The organism is Polynucleobacter sp. Latsch14-2, from assembly GCF_018881925.1.
Classification (GTDB): Bacteria; Pseudomonadota; Gammaproteobacteria; order Burkholderiales; family Burkholderiaceae; genus Polynucleobacter.
In genome coordinates this window covers 13,515-30,111 of record NZ_JACVPL010000009.1, presented here as the reverse complement: position 1 = coordinate 30,111, position 16,597 = coordinate 13,515, and the positions used below count along the sequence as shown (strand labels likewise).

16 protein-coding genes and 1 pseudogene are annotated in these 16,597 nt (G+C 46.0%); 7 read left to right on the top strand and 10 right to left on the bottom strand.

Going from position 1 to position 16,597, the window contains the following annotated elements; translation table 11 throughout:
* Nucleotides 1-145: 145 nt before the first annotated feature.
* Nucleotides 146-1,666: a CoA-acylating methylmalonate-semialdehyde dehydrogenase gene (locus ICN46_RS08540; protein ID WP_216207369.1), complete on the top strand. Its 1,521-nt coding sequence runs from the start codon at nucleotides 146-148 to the stop codon at nucleotides 1,664-1,666.
* A gap of 85 nt (nucleotides 1,667-1,751) precedes the next feature.
* Here the strand turns inward: ICN46_RS08540 and ICN46_RS08535 are convergent, their stop codons facing one another.
* From ICN46_RS08535 to ICN46_RS08520, 4 genes are all read right to left on the bottom strand, one after another.
* Nucleotides 1,752-2,444, bottom strand: a complete 693-nt coding sequence (locus ICN46_RS08535; RefSeq protein WP_216207366.1) for a fumarylacetoacetate hydrolase family protein — start codon at nucleotides 2,442-2,444, stop codon at nucleotides 1,752-1,754.
* Between the two features lie 57 nt (nucleotides 2,445-2,501).
* Nucleotides 2,502-3,389 carry a fumarylacetoacetate hydrolase family protein gene (locus ICN46_RS08530; RefSeq protein ID WP_255538811.1) on the bottom strand — a complete coding sequence of 296 codons (888 nt, stop codon included), beginning with the start codon at nucleotides 3,387-3,389 and terminating at the stop codon, nucleotides 2,502-2,504.
* 23 nt (nucleotides 3,390-3,412) lie between these two features.
* A complete protein-coding gene (locus ICN46_RS08525) occupies nucleotides 3,413-3,697 on the bottom strand; it encodes an SWEET family sugar transporter (protein ID WP_216207363.1) in 285 nt (94 codons plus the stop codon).
* 81 nt (nucleotides 3,698-3,778) lie between these two features.
* Nucleotides 3,779-4,771 (bottom strand): Bug family tripartite tricarboxylate transporter substrate binding protein, encoded by a 993-nt coding sequence (locus ICN46_RS08520; RefSeq protein WP_216207359.1) that lies wholly within the window; start codon nucleotides 4,769-4,771, stop codon nucleotides 3,779-3,781.
* 78 nt (nucleotides 4,772-4,849) lie between these two features.
* Between ICN46_RS08520 and ICN46_RS08515 the strand changes: the two genes are divergently transcribed.
* From ICN46_RS08515 to ICN46_RS08500, 4 genes are read left to right on the top strand one after another with little or no spacing between them, the layout of a single operon-like run.
* Nucleotides 4,850-5,347, top strand: a complete 498-nt coding sequence (locus ICN46_RS08515) for a DUF6644 family protein (protein ID WP_216207354.1) — start codon at nucleotides 4,850-4,852, stop codon at nucleotides 5,345-5,347.
* A 17-nt stretch (nucleotides 5,348-5,364) separates the two neighbouring features.
* On the top strand, nucleotides 5,365-5,877 hold the full coding sequence (locus ICN46_RS08510) for a DUF6644 family protein (protein WP_216207351.1): 513 nt from the start codon (nucleotides 5,365-5,367) through the stop codon (nucleotides 5,875-5,877).
* Nucleotides 5,878-5,886: 9 nt separating this feature from the next.
* Nucleotides 5,887-6,720, top strand: coding sequence for a hypothetical protein (locus tag ICN46_RS08505; RefSeq protein WP_216207348.1), 834 nt, complete (start codon nucleotides 5,887-5,889; stop codon nucleotides 6,718-6,720).
* A gap of 17 nt (nucleotides 6,721-6,737) precedes the next feature.
* A complete protein-coding gene (locus ICN46_RS08500; protein ID WP_216207344.1) occupies nucleotides 6,738-7,175 on the top strand; it encodes a DUF6152 family protein in 438 nt (145 codons plus the stop codon).
* A gap of 4 nt (nucleotides 7,176-7,179) precedes the next feature.
* On the opposite strand, the gene ICN46_RS08495 is transcribed toward ICN46_RS08500, so the two are convergent.
* The 4 genes from ICN46_RS08495 to ICN46_RS08480 form a co-directional block, all read right to left on the bottom strand.
* Complete coding sequence (locus ICN46_RS08495) at nucleotides 7,180-9,420, bottom strand: xanthine dehydrogenase family protein molybdopterin-binding subunit (protein WP_216207341.1); 2,241 nt, start codon at nucleotides 9,418-9,420, stop codon at nucleotides 7,180-7,182.
* Nucleotides 9,420-9,878: a (2Fe-2S)-binding protein gene (locus ICN46_RS08490; protein WP_216207338.1), complete on the bottom strand. Its 459-nt coding sequence runs from the start codon at nucleotides 9,876-9,878 to the stop codon at nucleotides 9,420-9,422. Before ICN46_RS08490 ends, ICN46_RS08495 begins: the two co-directional genes overlap by 1 nt.
* Before the next feature lie 98 nt (nucleotides 9,879-9,976).
* Nucleotides 9,977-10,756 (bottom strand): hypothetical protein, encoded by a 780-nt coding sequence (locus ICN46_RS08485; protein ID WP_216207336.1) that lies wholly within the window; start codon nucleotides 10,754-10,756, stop codon nucleotides 9,977-9,979.
* 41 nt (nucleotides 10,757-10,797) lie between these two features.
* Nucleotides 10,798-11,772 carry a tripartite tricarboxylate transporter substrate binding protein gene (locus ICN46_RS08480; protein ID WP_216207335.1) on the bottom strand — a complete coding sequence of 325 codons (975 nt, stop codon included), beginning with the start codon at nucleotides 11,770-11,772 and terminating at the stop codon, nucleotides 10,798-10,800.
* A 99-nt stretch (nucleotides 11,773-11,871) separates the two neighbouring features.
* Here ICN46_RS08480 and ICN46_RS08475 point away from each other — a divergent pair, with 99 nt between their 5' ends.
* Nucleotides 11,872-12,759 (top strand): fumarylacetoacetate hydrolase family protein, encoded by an 888-nt coding sequence (locus ICN46_RS08475; protein ID WP_216207332.1) that lies wholly within the window; start codon nucleotides 11,872-11,874, stop codon nucleotides 12,757-12,759.
* A gap of 107 nt (nucleotides 12,760-12,866) precedes the next feature.
* Here ICN46_RS08475 and feoB read toward each other — a convergent pair whose 3' ends face one another.
* Nucleotides 12,867-14,780, bottom strand: coding sequence for a ferrous iron transporter B (gene feoB / locus ICN46_RS08470; RefSeq protein ID WP_216207329.1), 1,914 nt, complete (start codon nucleotides 14,778-14,780; stop codon nucleotides 12,867-12,869).
* Complete coding sequence (locus tag ICN46_RS08465; RefSeq protein WP_216207325.1) at nucleotides 14,773-15,018, bottom strand: FeoA family protein; 246 nt, start codon at nucleotides 15,016-15,018, stop codon at nucleotides 14,773-14,775. Before ICN46_RS08465 ends, feoB begins: the two co-directional genes overlap by 8 nt.
* 110 nt (nucleotides 15,019-15,128) lie before the next feature.
* On the opposite strand from ICN46_RS08465, the pseudogene ICN46_RS08460 reads away from it, so the two are divergent.
* Nucleotides 15,129-16,574, top strand: a pseudogene (locus ICN46_RS08460) (carbohydrate porin).
* Nucleotides 16,575-16,597: the final 23 nt, after the last annotated feature.

Here is a 16,597-nt window from a genome sequence, read left to right as displayed (position 1 = left end):
AAACAGTAAGAAAATGTCGGAATTCGCTGAAAGCGATAGAATACTTAAAACTAGAATAAACGAGACAGCAAAGACGTGCAGATAGTATTGCTAAGCGCCTTGGCTATAGCCCCCTTAACCCCTAATACTCTGAAATACATACTCTATGAATGCACCTCAAGCCTTTGAATCTAAAGAAGATATTGGTCACTATGTCGGCGGCAAGGTAGTTAATCCCAAGGATGGTCGTTTTGCCGATGTCTACAACCCTGTCCAAGGCAAAGTTGCCCGACGCGTTGCGCTTGCTAGCCGTAAAGAAGTTGATGATGTTGTATCAATCGCGCAAACTGCATTTGAATCTTGGAGCCAGACCTCCCCTTTGCGTCGTGCTCGGATCATGTTTAAGTATCTTGAGTTATTAAACGCCAATCGCGATGAACTAGCTGCCATCATTACCGCCGAACATGGCAAAGTATTTACTGATGCCCAAGGTGAAGTTGTGCGTGGGATTGAGATTGTGGAATTTGCTACCGGCATCCCCGAACTTCTTAAGGGCGACTATACAGAACAAGTCTCCACTGATATTGATAACTGGGTGATGCGTCAGCCCTTAGGCGTAGTTGCTGGCATCACACCCTTTAACTTCCCTGTCATGGTGCCGATGTGGATGTTCCCTGTGGCCATTGCCTGCGGCAACACCTTCATCCTAAAACCAAGCCCAACAGATCCTTCTGCCTCATTGTTTATGGCCAAGTTGCTGAAAGAAGCTGGCTTGCCGGATGGCGTCTTTAATGTGGTTCAAGGTGACAAAGAAGCGGTTGATGCCCTGATTGAAAATCCCCACGTCAAAGCAGTGAGTTTTGTGGGCTCGACCCCAATTGCCAACTATATCTACGAACGCTGCGCTCACTTTGGTAAACGCTCCCAAGCACTTGGCGGAGCCAAGAATCATATGGTCATCATGCCTGATGCCGATATGGATAAAGCAATTGATGCATTAATTGGTGCGGCCTATGGCTCTGCTGGCGAACGCTGTATGGCTATATCTGTAGCAGTTTTAGTCGGCGATGCAGCTGACAAAATCATGCCAAAACTGATTGAACGTACCAAGACTTTGAAGGTCAAGAATGGCATGGAACTAGATGCGGAGATGGGTCCTATTGTGACCAAAGCTGCTCTTGAGCGCATTACCGGCTACATCGAAAGTGGCGTTGCTTCTGGCGCTAAATTGTTGGTCGATGGTCGCAACCTAAAAGTGGCCGGCCATGAAGATGGCTTCTTCATCGGCGGAACCCTCTTCGACAACGTCACACCTGATATGAAGATTTACTTAGAGGAAATCTTCGGGCCAGTACTATCTTGTTTACGTGTTGCTAATTTTAGCGAGGCATTAAACCTCGTCAACTCATGTGAATTTGGTAATGGCGTTGCCTGCTTTACGAGCGACGGTAATATCGCCCGAGAATTTGCTCGCCGAGTGCAAGTCGGCATGGTTGGCATCAACGTACCTATTCCGGTACCGATGGCTTGGCATGGTTTTGGTGGCTGGAAGAAGTCTCTCTTTGGCGATATGCATGCCTATGGCAAAGAAGGTGTTCGTTTCTACACCAAACAAAAGAGCGTCATGCAGCGCTGGCCTGAAAGCATTGCTAAAGGCGCAGAGTTTGTAATGCCTACTTCAAAGTAATCAGCTCAGAAGTAAATAACAATGGGGACGAAAGTCCCCATTTTTTTGTGACAGATTCTGCTGCTCTCTCCTTGGACCGCCCAGCTTAGGTAATTTTTACCTTGAGGGGAAGCAAGCCATCAACACTACCCTCAAGAACATCGCCTTTTTTGACGGGGCCTACACCTGCAGGTGTCCCCGAGAAAATCAAGTCACCAGGCTCCAGAGTAAATAAGGTAGATAGGTATGCGATCGTATCAGGCACATTCCAAATTAATTGATTGAGATCGCCCTCTTGTCGTAGTTCACCATTGACTAAAAGTTTTACGCTGCCCTTGCTTGGGTGACCGCACTGCGTTACAGGAGTTATGCTGCCACAAGGTGCGGATTCATCAAAAGCTTTACCGGTATCCCAAGGGCGACCCATTTTTTTAGCTTCACCTTGTAAATCGCGACGTGTCATGTCAAGACCAACGCCGTAACCATAAACATGATCAAGCGCTTTATCAGCAGGAATATTTTTTCCACCCTTTGCTATGGCAACGACCATCTCAATCTCATGGTGGACATCATTAGACAGACTTGGGTAAGCCATATCTTTTCCATCAGTCACGATCGCCGTGGCCGGCTTCATAAAAAAGAATGGTGGCTCACGATCAGGATCATGCCCCATCTCACGAGCATGGTCAGCATAATTGCGGCCTACACAATAGATACGATTGACCGCAAAACGGCGGACATCCCCAGCAACTGGCAAGGTTGGGATGATGGGTGGATCAATAACATATGCTGAACTCATGACTAACCTCTCAACAGGAAAAATACTTAGCTTCTAATAATGAATGATTTTGATACTTTATTTAGTGGTTTCATTGGCAATCGGATTTTTCAAGATGCCAATACCATCAATCTCAATCTCAATAATGTCGCCCGCCCGCATAAACACCGGCGGTGTTCTCGCATAACCTACACCAGCCGGGGTTCCAGTAATAACAACGTCACCCGGCTCTAAGGTCATCACCTCAGAAATCAGCACCAAGGTCTCAACAACATCCCATAAGAAATGCTCAGTATTGCTATCTTGCATGATCTTGCCATTGAGGCGCGATTGGATACGTAAACCATGAGCACCAAGAGGTAGTTCATCTGGTGTTACGAGACAGGGGCCAAAGCCACCTGTTTGATCGAAGTTTTTACCAATCGTCCATTGATTGGTTTTTCGTTGATAGTCACGCATACTGCCATCATTAAAAATACTGTATCCAGCAATAGCTTCAAGCGCATTCTCCTTAGTCAGCCGATGGCATTGTTTGCCAATAATGAAGGCTAACTCAGCTTCGTAATCCAACTTATCTGAAACGGGCGGAACAATCATAGGCTGCTCGTGACCCAATAAAGAGCTAGGTACCCGCATAAAGAAGGATGGATATTCAGGACGATCATGACCGCCTTCTTTTGCGTGATCTGCATAGTTCAGACCCATGCAAACAATTTTTTCAGGCTTTGGAATCACAGGGGCAAATGCTATGCCATCGCTTGATTTCCAGGAGAGGTTAGCTTGACCTTGAATCTCTTTGACGCGCTTCATCGAGGATGGCGAGGCGATTATTTCAAGCAAACTTGCCGGCAGATTGGCATCCACTTCTGTCAGAGCAATACATTCTTTTTGAGTGGCGTCTTTAAAAATGCCGACATTAGTCACTTGTTTGTTTGATGGATTTGGGTAATAGGTAAATAAACGCATTGCACTGCCTTTCTTTTGTCTTTCTATTTTTGATCGCGGTAATAAGTATGCTGCAATTTCAGAACAAGGATGCTAAGCGCCAACGCAAACGTCAAGGCATTGGCAATAATTAGAGGCCATTTTTCGATGATGATTCCATAGGCTAACCATAAACCAACACCGGCAGTAAATAAGCTGTACATGCCCAAAGAGATGCCCGATAAATCACGGCTGCGCCAGGACTGAATAGCCTGAGGAAGAAAGGCAATGGTCGTTAAAAAAGCTGCGCAGTAACCAATCGTTTCAATGAAGTTGCCATCAAGGTACATACTTTGATTGTAGCCATTTAGCTGGTGAGGTTTCTACCCAAACCTCCCAGAAGCCGGTAATTTCAGAGTCTCTTTGCTAGCTCATTCCTTCTCAATCTTTGCCTGGGTAGCCACCTGCTCCCATTTCTTCTTTTCAGCGGCCACAAATAGTTTCGTGTTTGCCGGAGTATCCCCAACGGACCAGCCCCCCAAGTCTTTCCAGCGCTGCTTAATTTCCGGAGTATCCAGAGACTTTTTCACGGCAGCATATAGCTTATCGACTACTGGCTTAGGCGTACCGGCTGGCACAAATAATCCAAACCAAGCAGTAACCTCAAAGTTGGGGAAACCAGATTGAATCATGGTTGGAACATCGGGTAACTCAGCTACCCGAGTTTTACTGGTAACCGCTAATGCCCGTAACTTCCCGCTCTTAATATATTGCATGGAGCTTGGTAAGTTATCTACCATCATATTGACCTGCCCAGCCAATAAATCAGCCAATGCTGGCCCAGCCCCCTTGTATGGCACGTGGAAGATGTCTATACCAGCTTGCACTCGCAACAGTTCGCCAGACATGTGAATAGATTGACCCCGCCCAGAAGAGGCAAATGAATACTTGCCAGGATTGGCCTTAGCCATTGAAATTAGCTCACCAACGGTTTTAGCCGGGAAATCAGCATTGACCACCAAAACATTTGGATTTGCCAACACGATGGTGATTGGCTCCATATCCTCAAACTTGTATGGAAGGCTTTTATACAGACTGTAATTGATGGCATTAGTACCAATATTGCCCATCGCCATCGTATAGCCATCAGCTGGGGCTGCCATCAGGGCTTGTAATCCAATAATGCCGGCTCCACCTGCTTTATTTTCCACAATCACAGTCTGCCCAAGCTCTTTAGATAGAACATCTGATAGCTGACGTGTTGCGATATCGGTTGTACCACCCGGCGCGGCTGTAACAATGATGCGTAGGGGCTTGCTTGGGAAAACATCTGCAGCATTAGCCGCAAAGGGAGCAACAAAAAATGCTGCAGTCGCAGCAAAAATAATACCCTTTACCCGATTCTTTAAATGCTGATGCAACATGCCATTCTCCAATATTGTTAAGTGATCGCTTGGAGTGATATACACTCTTTCCAAGATATTAAACACTTGTTTAGCTCAATGCGCACTTCTTTATTACTCTCCTTCTGCTCATATATAGAAAACACCCCACTGAGCCTAGCAATTCAGGGTAATGCTTGGGTTATTCCAAGTGTTCAGACAATTCACATTCTGGCAATTGCTGCAACTCTGATCGCAGTTTTGATGATCGACCTCAGATTGCTTCGTCTTGCTGGTAATGAGCGGTCGATAGCCGGCGTCATGGGGCGGTACGCCTCAATCATTTGGCTTGCGATTCCGATATTACTCGTCACGGGCGCTATCTTAATCATTGCTGAACCAGCACGCTCCTTAGCAAACCCAGCATTCCAACTCAAAATGCTCATGCTTTGCACAGTCATTGCCATTACTTATTGGCTGCAACAGGCTAGCAATAGAAACTCCTTCTTCTGGGATGCCAGCCCCAATAAAAGAAGATTGGCATCAATTCTGGCAATTTGCTCTATTGCACTTTGGATTGGCATTGTTTCTTGTGGTCGCTGGATTGCTTACACCTAATATCCCCTGATAACAGCATGAATATCACTCCAATACTGCAGGCCCTGTATAACAACCCGATTGCTCAAACGATTCGTGAAAACGAATTGCTATTTCCTTGGATTGAGGCTGCCCATGTATTGGCTATTACCTTGGTATTTGGGTCGATTGCCTTAGTAGATCTACGCTTAATCGGCATCCGCTCGCTAGACCGTCCAATTAGCAAAATCAGTCAGGAGCTACTACCAATTACCTGGCTAGCTTTTGCCATTGCCGCAATTACAGGTGCTATTTTATTTACATCCAATGCCGTTAGTTACGCCCAAAATTTCTACTTTTTAAGTAAGTTATTTTTACTAGTGCTGGCTGGTATCAACATGCTCATTTTTCAATTCATTATTGGCTGTAATTTGGAGCAATGGGATACCTCACTGCAACTTCCTCTACAAGCAAGGTTAGCAGGATTAGTTTCGATTACCCTTTGGACTGGCGTCATTATTTGTGGACGCTGGATAGGCTTTACATTAGAACCAGTTTTAGCTGTTTCATAAGGAATGAGAATGAAAAAAAAGTTTCTCGGATTGGCAATTGGAATCAGTATCAGCTGTGGATGTTTATCTTTAGCTGCGCTGGCGCAACCTAGTAATAAACCTGTCATTAATCCGCCGCCAACAGCCAAGGATTGGGCAAATCTTGCAAAGTTGCCAGACTGGAGTGGCGTGTGGAATCCATTTGTCACCGACCAAGATAAACAGGCTAAGACCAATATGCCGCCTTGGACGCCGAAGGTGAACGAACAAATTCAATTTCAACTAGCGGAAGAAAAAGCGGGAAGACCTCCGCCACTCTTTGTTGATTGCCTCCCAGAAGGAATGCCCGCATGGATGCTTATTACACATAATGCGATGGAGGTACTTTTTACTCCGGGCAGAGTCACTATGCTTGGTGAATCTGATGGCAACCGATTACGTCGCATCTATACCGATGGTCGTCAGCATCCAGATGATCCAGACCCAACCTTTCATGGTCATTCCATTGGAAAATGGGAAGGCGATACTTTAGTGGTGGATACCGTTGGCATCTCACCTCAGGCATATATCGCCATTAGCGAAGCAGCCGGTATTCCTAATAATGGTGACATTCAAGTTATTGAACGCATCCACTTAGTGGGAAAAGATGAACTACATGACGATATTGAGATAATTGCACCAAAAGTCCTAACTAAGCCGTGGAAAACAACACGCGTTTACTTTCGCCAACGCGCTAGAAAATTCGATATCGTTGAAGGCGTGTGCTTAGAGGGTTATTTTGCGCCCCGCAAAGATAAGTTTGGTAACGATATTTACGCCCCCATTCCAGTAGACGTTGGTGGCAATCGTATTCCACCACAATAATTCAAGAGGAAATCATCATGACATTAAAACTTAAGAAAATACTTTCTATCGCCACTGTCGCAGCCGGGGTCATAAGTATTACCCCAGTGATGGCGCACCATTCAACTACCATGTTCGATAAAGACAAGGTCTCTACAATTACTGGGGTAGTAAAAGAAGTGCAGTGGACCAATCCCCATGTTGCGATCTTCGTTGAGGGCACCATCAAGGATGGCGACACTCCATCACTTTGGCTTATGGAGATGACAAGCCCGGGCAACCTAACGCGTGGCGGCGGCTGGTCCAGAAACGTTGTTAAAGTTGGCGATAAGGCAGTTGTTGACTTTAGCCCTTTGCGCAACGGAGGCAAAGGGGGTGCGCTCAAAAAGATTACCCTCGTAGACACGGGTAAGTTCTACACGGCAGATATACGCGCCCAAGAGCGCGCAAACCTTGAAGAAACCGTGCAGAAGTAACTCTTTATGCGGCTTGCTTGCTCTGCTCAATAGCCGCCCTTACCCTATCAGCAGATAAGGGCAAGTCAAAGATTCGTTGACCGAGTGCATTAGCTACAGCATTGGCAATGGCAGCACAACCAGGCCCCTGAGATCCCTCGCCAACACCGAGGGATTTTTCATTCTCTCGATTGATAATTTCAACGTGAACATTGGGCACATCGGAAAAACGCAGAATTGGATACTCAGCCCAGGAACTGACTTCGATGCCATCTCGATTAAAAGGCACTGATTCAAACAAAGTCCAGCTTGTTGTCTGAACCAGCCCACCCTCAATTTGATTTTTGAAACCATCTGGATTAATCGTTAAACCGCCATCAGCAGCAGCATATAAGTTGGTTACCAAAATTTTTCCAGTTTTAGGATTAATTTCTACGTCGGCAACGCAGGCAACATAAACAGACATATTTTTGTATTTTGCAAAAGCCATACCGCGACCACAGAGGTTGCCATTTTTTCTACTAGCGCTAGGCGTTTTCTGCCAAGCGGCCATCTTTCCAACATGCGTAATCACGTCGCGTGCACGAGAATCCTGCAAATGCTTCAGTCTAAATTGAATGGGGTCAATTTTTGCTGCCTTAGCAAGATCATCCATCATGGACTCAACAGCGAAAATATTGGCATAGGCGCCCAGCGTACGCAATGCTGAGACGCGTAAAGGCATGTCACTCAATAAATGGTTAACCACTTTTTGATTGGGGAATACATATAACGGAACAGCATTCCGATCAGAACCACCAGCAGGTTGCGGGATATTTTTAACCGGGCTTGGCTTGAAGGGCTTTTCAAGGTACCAGCTAGCTAGTAGATTATCGCCAGTCTGCTCGCCAGGTCGAGTGCTATGAGTATTGCTCCATAACTCATGGGTCCAGTCAACAATATTGCCCTCTTGATCCAGTGAAGCCTGCATATTGATAATCATTGCTGATCCATATGGCTCCCACTTGAATTCATCTTCGCGCATCCATTGAACGCGTATCGGCTTACTGGGTAGCGCTTTAGCAATCAACATAGCGTCTAGAGCCACATCGTCGGCTCCATTCTGACCATACATTCCAGAGCCCTCTTGATGTATACAGATAATTTTGTCTGCAGGCAGGCCCAATGTTTTAACTAGATCCGTTTTCAGCGGGTACATCCCTTGGCTATGGGTCCAAGCGGTAATCACCCCGTCCTTCATCAAGGCAATCGCGCATGAAGGTCCGATAGATGCATGGGCAATAAATGGTTTTGTAAACTGGGCACTCAACACTTTCGTCGCTGGATTAACTGAATTCTGCTTAAGACTAACTGTTGTATCAACCGCGGGCTTTTGCTTCATCTGTTGAAACCATGATGAGAGCGATGACGGAAGATCATCCGCCATCTTCCATTTGGTATTTTTCTTTAGAAATTCTCTTGCCTGTATAGCCTGCTCTTCGCGTGCAGCTACTACCGCCAAAAAACTACCGTTTTGAATAACAGCCACAACACCAGGCATTTTTTCTACTGCGCCAATATCAACACTCATAATCGCAGCACGAGGTGCCGGCGGCCTAATAACCCTAGCATGCAACATTCCCGGCATCTTCATATCCTGAACATATGCAGGCTTACCAGAAACTTTTGCGGGGATATCTACTCTCTGGATGGATTGTCCGATAGTGGTGTGACGTTTTTTGAGCGCAACCTTGGCGGATACCGGCCTTTGAAAGAGCTCACCATCAGCCAAGCTCCAATATGTTGCAGCCTGCCCATGTGGAGTGAGTATTTCGCCATCACGAATCTTTAACTCGGTAACTGGGGTATGAAGTTTGCTTGATGCACGCTCCAATAAGAGCTCTCTAGCGTCTGCTGCTGCATAGCGCAAAGCGATCCCACCATATTCAATTGACTGGCTACCAGAAGTAACGCCCTCATCCGGTGAAACACCTGTCGTGGTTGGGATCATGACGATACGTGACATATCGATCTCGAGTTCATCAGCTACGATCTGCATCAAGGCTGTAGTGATACCCTGCCCAAATTCAACCTTGCCAGCCAACACCACAACCTTGCCATCAGGCTGAACATGCAACCAACTGTCCAGCTTGGGATTGGCATTCAGGCTACCGGGCAAAGCAGCCGGTGCAGATTGCGACAATAAATTGGGGGCCCATGTAAAGCCAATAGCCAAGCCAAGACTACTTTTTAAAAAATGTCTGCGGGCGATATGAGATGAGTTCATCATGCTAGCTCCTGAGCGGCGCGCTGAATGGCCTTGATAATTCGGGTATGCGTGCCACAGCGGCATAAGTGCCCCTGAAGCGTATCTTTAATTTGCTGGACACTAGGATGTTTATTCTTATCGAGCAAGGTCTTAGCCCGAATCATCATTCCAGAGATGCAGTAACCACATTGCACAGCCTGCTCTGCAATAAAAGCCTTATTGAGAGCATTTAGCGTTCGGTCACCCTCATAAGATTCTAGGGTCTTGATGTTTCCTTTTGCACTACTAACCGGCAAGGTGCAGGATAAAACTACCTGATCGTCCATAAGAACAGCACAAGCCCCACACTGACCCGCACCACAACCGTACTTTGCCGAATTGATCATTGCATCATTGCGCAAAACATATAGCAAAGGGGTAGATGGATCAACATCTAACTTTAAAACTTGTCCGTTAACCGTCAATTGCACAGTCATTGTGGTCTCCTAATCTTTTGTACTTATATTTATTGGTACTAGCTTAATGGTTTTTTGAGGGTTTCGTCTAGACTTTGTTTCCAGATGACTGACAGACGCTAGGGCAAGGGGATGGAAAAAATAGCCTTGAGCGTTAATGAATCCGTGCTATTTGAAAAACCTTTGCCAACACCCGCCTGGAATGAGATAGGGTTGCCGTCGTAATACATCATCAAAAATCCCAATTGCTGAGTATTTTGATAATTGATTGGCTGATTGATTTGGTTTAGGCTGGAATAGTACTCAATACCGAATGCCAACTCCTTAGTGAAGTCTCGGGAGATGCGGGTGCCAGTAGAAAAATATGGGGCTTGATGAACATAAGGTTGGGATAGTGGCATATCAACAATGGGATTAAATGAAACCAACCACTCGTCAATATGTTTACCAATAATAAAACGTACTTCAGAGTTATAGCGTGACTCCTCAAACTGAGGCTGGATATTTGCAATCTCAAGATTGGCACCCGCGAAAAAACTGTCCCCTTTCTCCTCCCTAATGGGGAGCCATTTCATGCGTAACTTTGTTGCCGCATACTGAAATTTATTATCGTAATTAACATAGGAGATGTAGAGCCCAGCTTCTAAATCATGACCTAAACCATAAGCAAGTTCTGGTGTAACGCGTACGCCATTGTTATTCATTACCTCGCCCGGGTAAGACGGAGTTTGAACCCCCCTAGGCGTACTGTTTACATGAAGCTCAAGGCTTGACTCACCTTTAGCATTGATCTCATCATCGTAAACTTGGATCTCATCTTGCAATACCGCATGAGAGATGCATGGAGCTGTAACCAAAGTGGCTACCAATATCAATCGCGAAAGAAAGTTGACTCTCATAACAATCAAACAAGTACCTTACGTCTCAGTAAAGCGCTTGCTTATTCAACCTTACCAATTTTTTTCACGACATCAACCATCTGAGCGGACTCTTTATCCCAGTACGCCTTAAATTCAGGAGCATCCATGTACTGAATCGGACTACCCGCACCCGTAATGACGGCACGCACTCGCTCATCATTAGCTGCTAATTTAGCGACTTCGCGCAGTTTATTGGTAATCGCATCTGGTGTGGCGGTTGGAACAAATAAGCCGGCCCATTGCGCAAACTCAATCTTCACTCCCAGCTCTTTAAAACTAGGAACATCAGGCAAGCTAGCCAAACGCCCATCGCCCCAGTGCGCTAAAGCACGAACCTTGCCTGCCTTGATTTGTTGGACGATTGAAGAAGGCCCCGTAGCCAGGGCATCCACTTGCCCACCAAGCAAGCCAACAATCGCTGGGCCAGCCCCAGTGTAAGGAATGTGGACCATATAAAACTTCTGGGAAGATTTGAGCATTTCCATCGGGACATGCATAGTGCCGTAGTTACCAGAGGACCCAAAGTTATATTTGCCTGGGTTGGCTCGCATGGCTGCCACAAATGACTTGTAGTCCTTCCATGGGCTATCCGCCCTCACAACCAAAACAGTTGGGTCGGCAGTAAAGCGTGCAATTGGCTTTAATTGATTCAACTGAAACGATTGCTCGCGACCTACAACCTTATCCGCCTCAGGAATGATCGAGATCGACGATAAGGCCATCAAAATGGTGTAGCCATCAGGCTTAGACTTGGCAACGGCTGCCATCCCGATGCCGCCACCCGCTCCGGCCTTATTTTCAACAATCACGGGCTGCCCCAGAAGACGAGACATTGCCTCGGCAACTGGTCGCCCTACAGCGTCTGCTACGCCACCAGGGGGAAATGGCACCACCATAGTGATTGGGTGGGTTGGCCACGCCTCTTGAGAACAAGAGAAGGTTGAAAAGAATCCCAAAGCTATAAATGCAAGGGTTACTTTGATTTTTTGTCTCATGGTATTAATTTGGTTATTATTTGATCTCTTGATCCTACTACAACTTTCCACTAAACAACTAGGGCAGTCTAAGAGACGGGCCTACCGGAGATACAAACCATGAAATACGCTGCATTTTCTTTACTGAACGACCCAAAAAAAACCCGCGTTGGCGCCATTTCGTCAGATGGTAAAACCGTCGAAGAGTTTGATTTAGGCGTAGATGTCAGTGAAGATGGCGTAGTGGCAATTTTACGTGCTGACCTGGCCGGTAAAATGCCAAAGCCCGTTTCTACCCATGAATTTAGCGCAATTCGTTTGCTGGCACCCGTGCCACGACCACGTAGAAATATCTTCTGCGTCGGCAAAAATTACCATGAGCATGCGAAAGAATTCTCTAATAGCGGCTTTGATGGCAGCGCCAAACCTGGCGAAGATATTCCGTCTCATGCGATTTTCTTTACCAAGCCACCGGAATCAGTAACAGGGCCCAATACAAATGTCATCATCCCAACCGCAGTTTCAACTGCGATTGATTACGAAGCTGAATTAACCATCATTATTGGTAAAGGCGGAAAAGGCATTAGCGAAGCTGATGCTATGAAGCATGTCTGGGGCTATACGGCAATTAATGATGTAACGGCTCGTGACTGGCAACAACGTCACAAGCAATGGTTTCTAGGAAAAAGCTTTGATACTTTCTGCCCTATGGGGCCATGGGTAGTTACTGCCGATCAAGTCAATGCTGAGGATATTTCCGTCAAATGCTGGGTTAATGGTGAACTGCGCCAGAACTCCAATACAAAAGATTTGATTTTTGATATTCCCAATATGATTGCAACAGTATCCGCCGGCATTACCCTTTACCCTGGTGACATCATCGCCACAGGCACCCCTGTCGGCGTAGGCATTGGCTTTAAGCCGCCAAAATATTTAGTTAATGGTGACGTGGTAGTTGTAGAGATGGGCGGCATTGGCAAATTAGAGAACACTTTTATTGCTCAATAAACAAGCTCTTGAGAATTTACACTTTGTAGAACACCACTAAGTTCAGAAACATAAAAAGCCGCCTTAGGGTGGCTTTTTATTTGCAATCCAATTTGTAGCTTATGCCGCTAACCCAAGCCAAACAATATTGCCAAATGATAGGTAATAAATGAAGCTAGATATGCCAAGCCAAACAGGTAACTCAACATAATCGCAGGAATCTTCCAGCCACCTGTTTCACGCTTTACTGCTGCGATGGTCGATAGGCACTGTGGCGCAAAGACGAACCAAGCCAATAAAGAAAGTGCGGTTGCCAAAGACCAGCTAGTGGAGATGAGTGGAATTAAAGCATCAGCGGCATCAGCACTCGCACTAGACAAAGCATATACCGTCGCCAAAGAACTGACGACTACTTCACGTGCTGCCATCCCTGGAACTAGCGCAATACTGATCTGCCAATTAAATCCAATTGGAGAAAAAATATGAGCCAGAGCTTGACCCAAGATTCCAGCAACACTGTATTGAATCGGCGTTCCAGTAGCACCCTCTGGTGGCAATGGAAAGCTGGATAAGACCCATAAAGCCAAAGTCATGATCAAAATAATGCCGCCAACACGACGCAGGAAAATTTCAGCTCGTTGCCATAAGCTAATGGCTAGATTACCCAAGCGAGGCATGTGATAACTTGGCAACTCCATCATCAAGGCATTCATCCTGAATTGCTCGCTAGTAAAGCGTTTTAGAATCCATGCGACAGTCATAGCGCCTAGGATTCCTGAAAGATAAAGTAAAAATAAAACCAAGCCTTGAAGATCAATACCGGCCCACAGTTTTTGATTGGGGATGAAAGCGGAAATCAATAATGCATAGACTGGTAGGCGCGCCGAACAGGTCATCATTGGCGCAATCAAGATAGTGACCAAGCGATCGCGTGAATTAGAAATGCTTCTTGTCGCCATGATTCCTGGAATGGCACAGGCAAAGCTTGATAGTAAGGGGATAAAAGATCTGCCCGATAAACCCACGGAGCCCATCACCCGATCAAGCAAGAAGGCGGCGCGCGGCAAATATCCCGACTCTTCCAAAAGTAAAATAAAGAAAAACAAAATTAAGATTTGTGGCAAGAAGATCACTACACCACCAAGTCCAGCAAGCACACCATTGATGATTAGGCTACGGAGCCAATTATTTGGTAATACCTCGCCTAGCAAACCGCCCAAATATTCAATCGCTGTCTTGATTAAATCCATTGGTAAAGTTGCCCAACTAAACACAGCCTGAAAGATAAAAAACAGCAGAACACCCAAAATGATTGGGCCGATGATTGGATGCAGCAGCACAGAATCCAGTCGATCACTAAAACGATCTGGAATGATTTGATCTAACCCCAGATTGCGTAAAATCCGCTGAACTTGAACGTTGTCAGATTCAGAATGGGAAATATGTGAAGCTACGTTCTCCAGAGTGGCATCACCTGTCCCGGTGCGCAGCGTATCTAAATTGCGCCAATCCAATTGATTTAAAAATAATTTGATTTCATCAGCACCATGCGCCTGAATCCCAATACTAGTAAGCACTGGTATACCAAGCTCTTTTGATAAGGCGTCCGTATGAATCACCAAACCTTGTCGCTTAGCGATATCAAGCATGTTCAACACAACGACACAAGGCAGCCCAAGGCGTTTAGCTGCCAGAACCAAACGTAAGTTACGGCGCAAGTTCATAGCACTGAGAATACAAACTACTAAATCAGGGCGCTTCTCGCCCTCTGCCCGACCTAACAAAACGTTGCAGGTGACTTTTTCATCCAAAGAGCGTGGATAGAGGCTATAGGCTCCTGGTAAATCCAAGATACGGATATTTTTTCCAGACTCCAATGCAAGACGACCCTCCTTGCGCTCAACCGTCACCCCTGAGTAATTGGCGACCTTCTGGCGACTGCCAGTGAGTAAATTGAATAATGCAGTCTTACCGCAGTTAGGGTTACCCAAGAGCGCAACCAGGGGATTGCTTGGGAAAAAATGGACTTTAGACTCAGGCATTGTGCTCGGACTCAACTTCAATCATGCTTGCCTCAGATTTACGCAGGGCAAATGTGGAGGCACCAACCCGGACCATAAATGGCCCCTTCCCCAACAAGCCTTTACGCAATAGCGTCACTTGCTCACCAGGAAGAAAGCCAATATCCTCCAACTGTCCTTTAATTTGAGAGGCTCCCTTAGGCACAATTACCCCGCTGACTCTGTAGGGCCAATTTAAATCGACTTGATCCAAGTTCATAGGGTTGGTATTTTTGCTATTTAATAGGAACGATTCTCATTATATACCCTATAATTGAGAATGGTTATCATTAAAAACAGCATCATTAAGAAATCAATCTACGAAAAAATATGCGGGGTTCATTGAGTACGGCACTGGTCAATTCAAGTCAAATCTTGTCTAGGGTGGGTCTCGCACTAGCCATCAGCTCTGTATCCATCTGCGCACAAGCAGAATCCCCAGTCTCAGATAAGCCGATCATTTTGGCGGAGTCCCCTGTAAACACACAACCAATCATTGCTGAAACAGTTGCGCTGGGGTCAAACGAAGAATGGAGCTTGCACGGGCAGGCTAGCTACATTACGCAATTTAAAAACAATTTCTACTCCCCTTACTCCGGATCAAAAAGTCTCTTAAATAAATCAGAGGGTGACATCTCCAAGAGCTATACCTTCTCAGCCACCATATTTGCGGGCGCCAGACTTTGGGAGGGCGCAGAAATATTCTACAACCCTGAAATGTTTGAAGGCATCCCCTTTTCCGGGCTTAGTGGACTAGGGGGATTTACTAATGGAGAGTTACAAAAAGGAACGTCGGTTCCTCCGATTTACTACATGGCTAGATTATTTCTGCGTCAAACATTTGGACTTGGCGGAGGGAAAGAGTACGCGGAATCAGGGGCAAATCAAATTGCTGGAAGTATTGATAAACGCCGCATTGTATTAACGTATGGCTATTTTTCAGCCCTCGATTATTTCGATGCCAACACCTACAGTCATGACCCGCGCACTCAATTTATGAACTGGTCGATCATGGCTAGCGGCGCTTATGACTACGCGGCGAACTCTCGAGGCTATACCTATGGTGGCGTTGGTGAATACTATGACGACGGCTGGTCATTCCGCATGGCTAGGCTTGCTATGGCGCAATCCCCCAACACGCTTGCGCTTGACCATCAACTAACGCAGCAATATGGCGATCAAATTGAAATTACCCACCAACATAGACTCAATGAACAAGCTGGGACTTTGCGCGTCCTCGCCTTTCAAAACAGAGGGCTGATGGCAACCTATCGTGATGCAATTAATTTTGGCCAGCAAACCAACACAACACCAGACATTTTTAATGTGAGAAATGGCTACCAAACAAAATGGGGCTATGGAATCAACGGCGAACAGGCAATTACCGAAAACGTTGGGGCTTTTGCACGCTGGAGTTGGAACAATGGTCAAACTGAAACTCAAGCGTTCACCGATATCAGCAAATCACTTTCAGGGGGGCTCTCTGTAAAGGGCGCCCATTGGGGACGAGAAAACGATACGCTAGGCCTTGGGTTTGCAATCAATGGCATTTCTGCGGCTCAAATTTCTTATCTTCAATAAGGTGGTTCAACCATGTTCATTGGGGATGGAAAGCTGAGTTATCGAAACGAACAGATATTTGAATCTTTTTACAGCCTCAATATTATGAAAGGCGCCTACCTTTCGGCGGACTATCAGCGCATAGCTAACCCAGGCTACAACTCAGCCCGAGGTCCAGTCAATTTTTTTGGGCTCAGGGCCCATATAGAGCTTTAGATTGGCGATTTCTTCACCCTTGG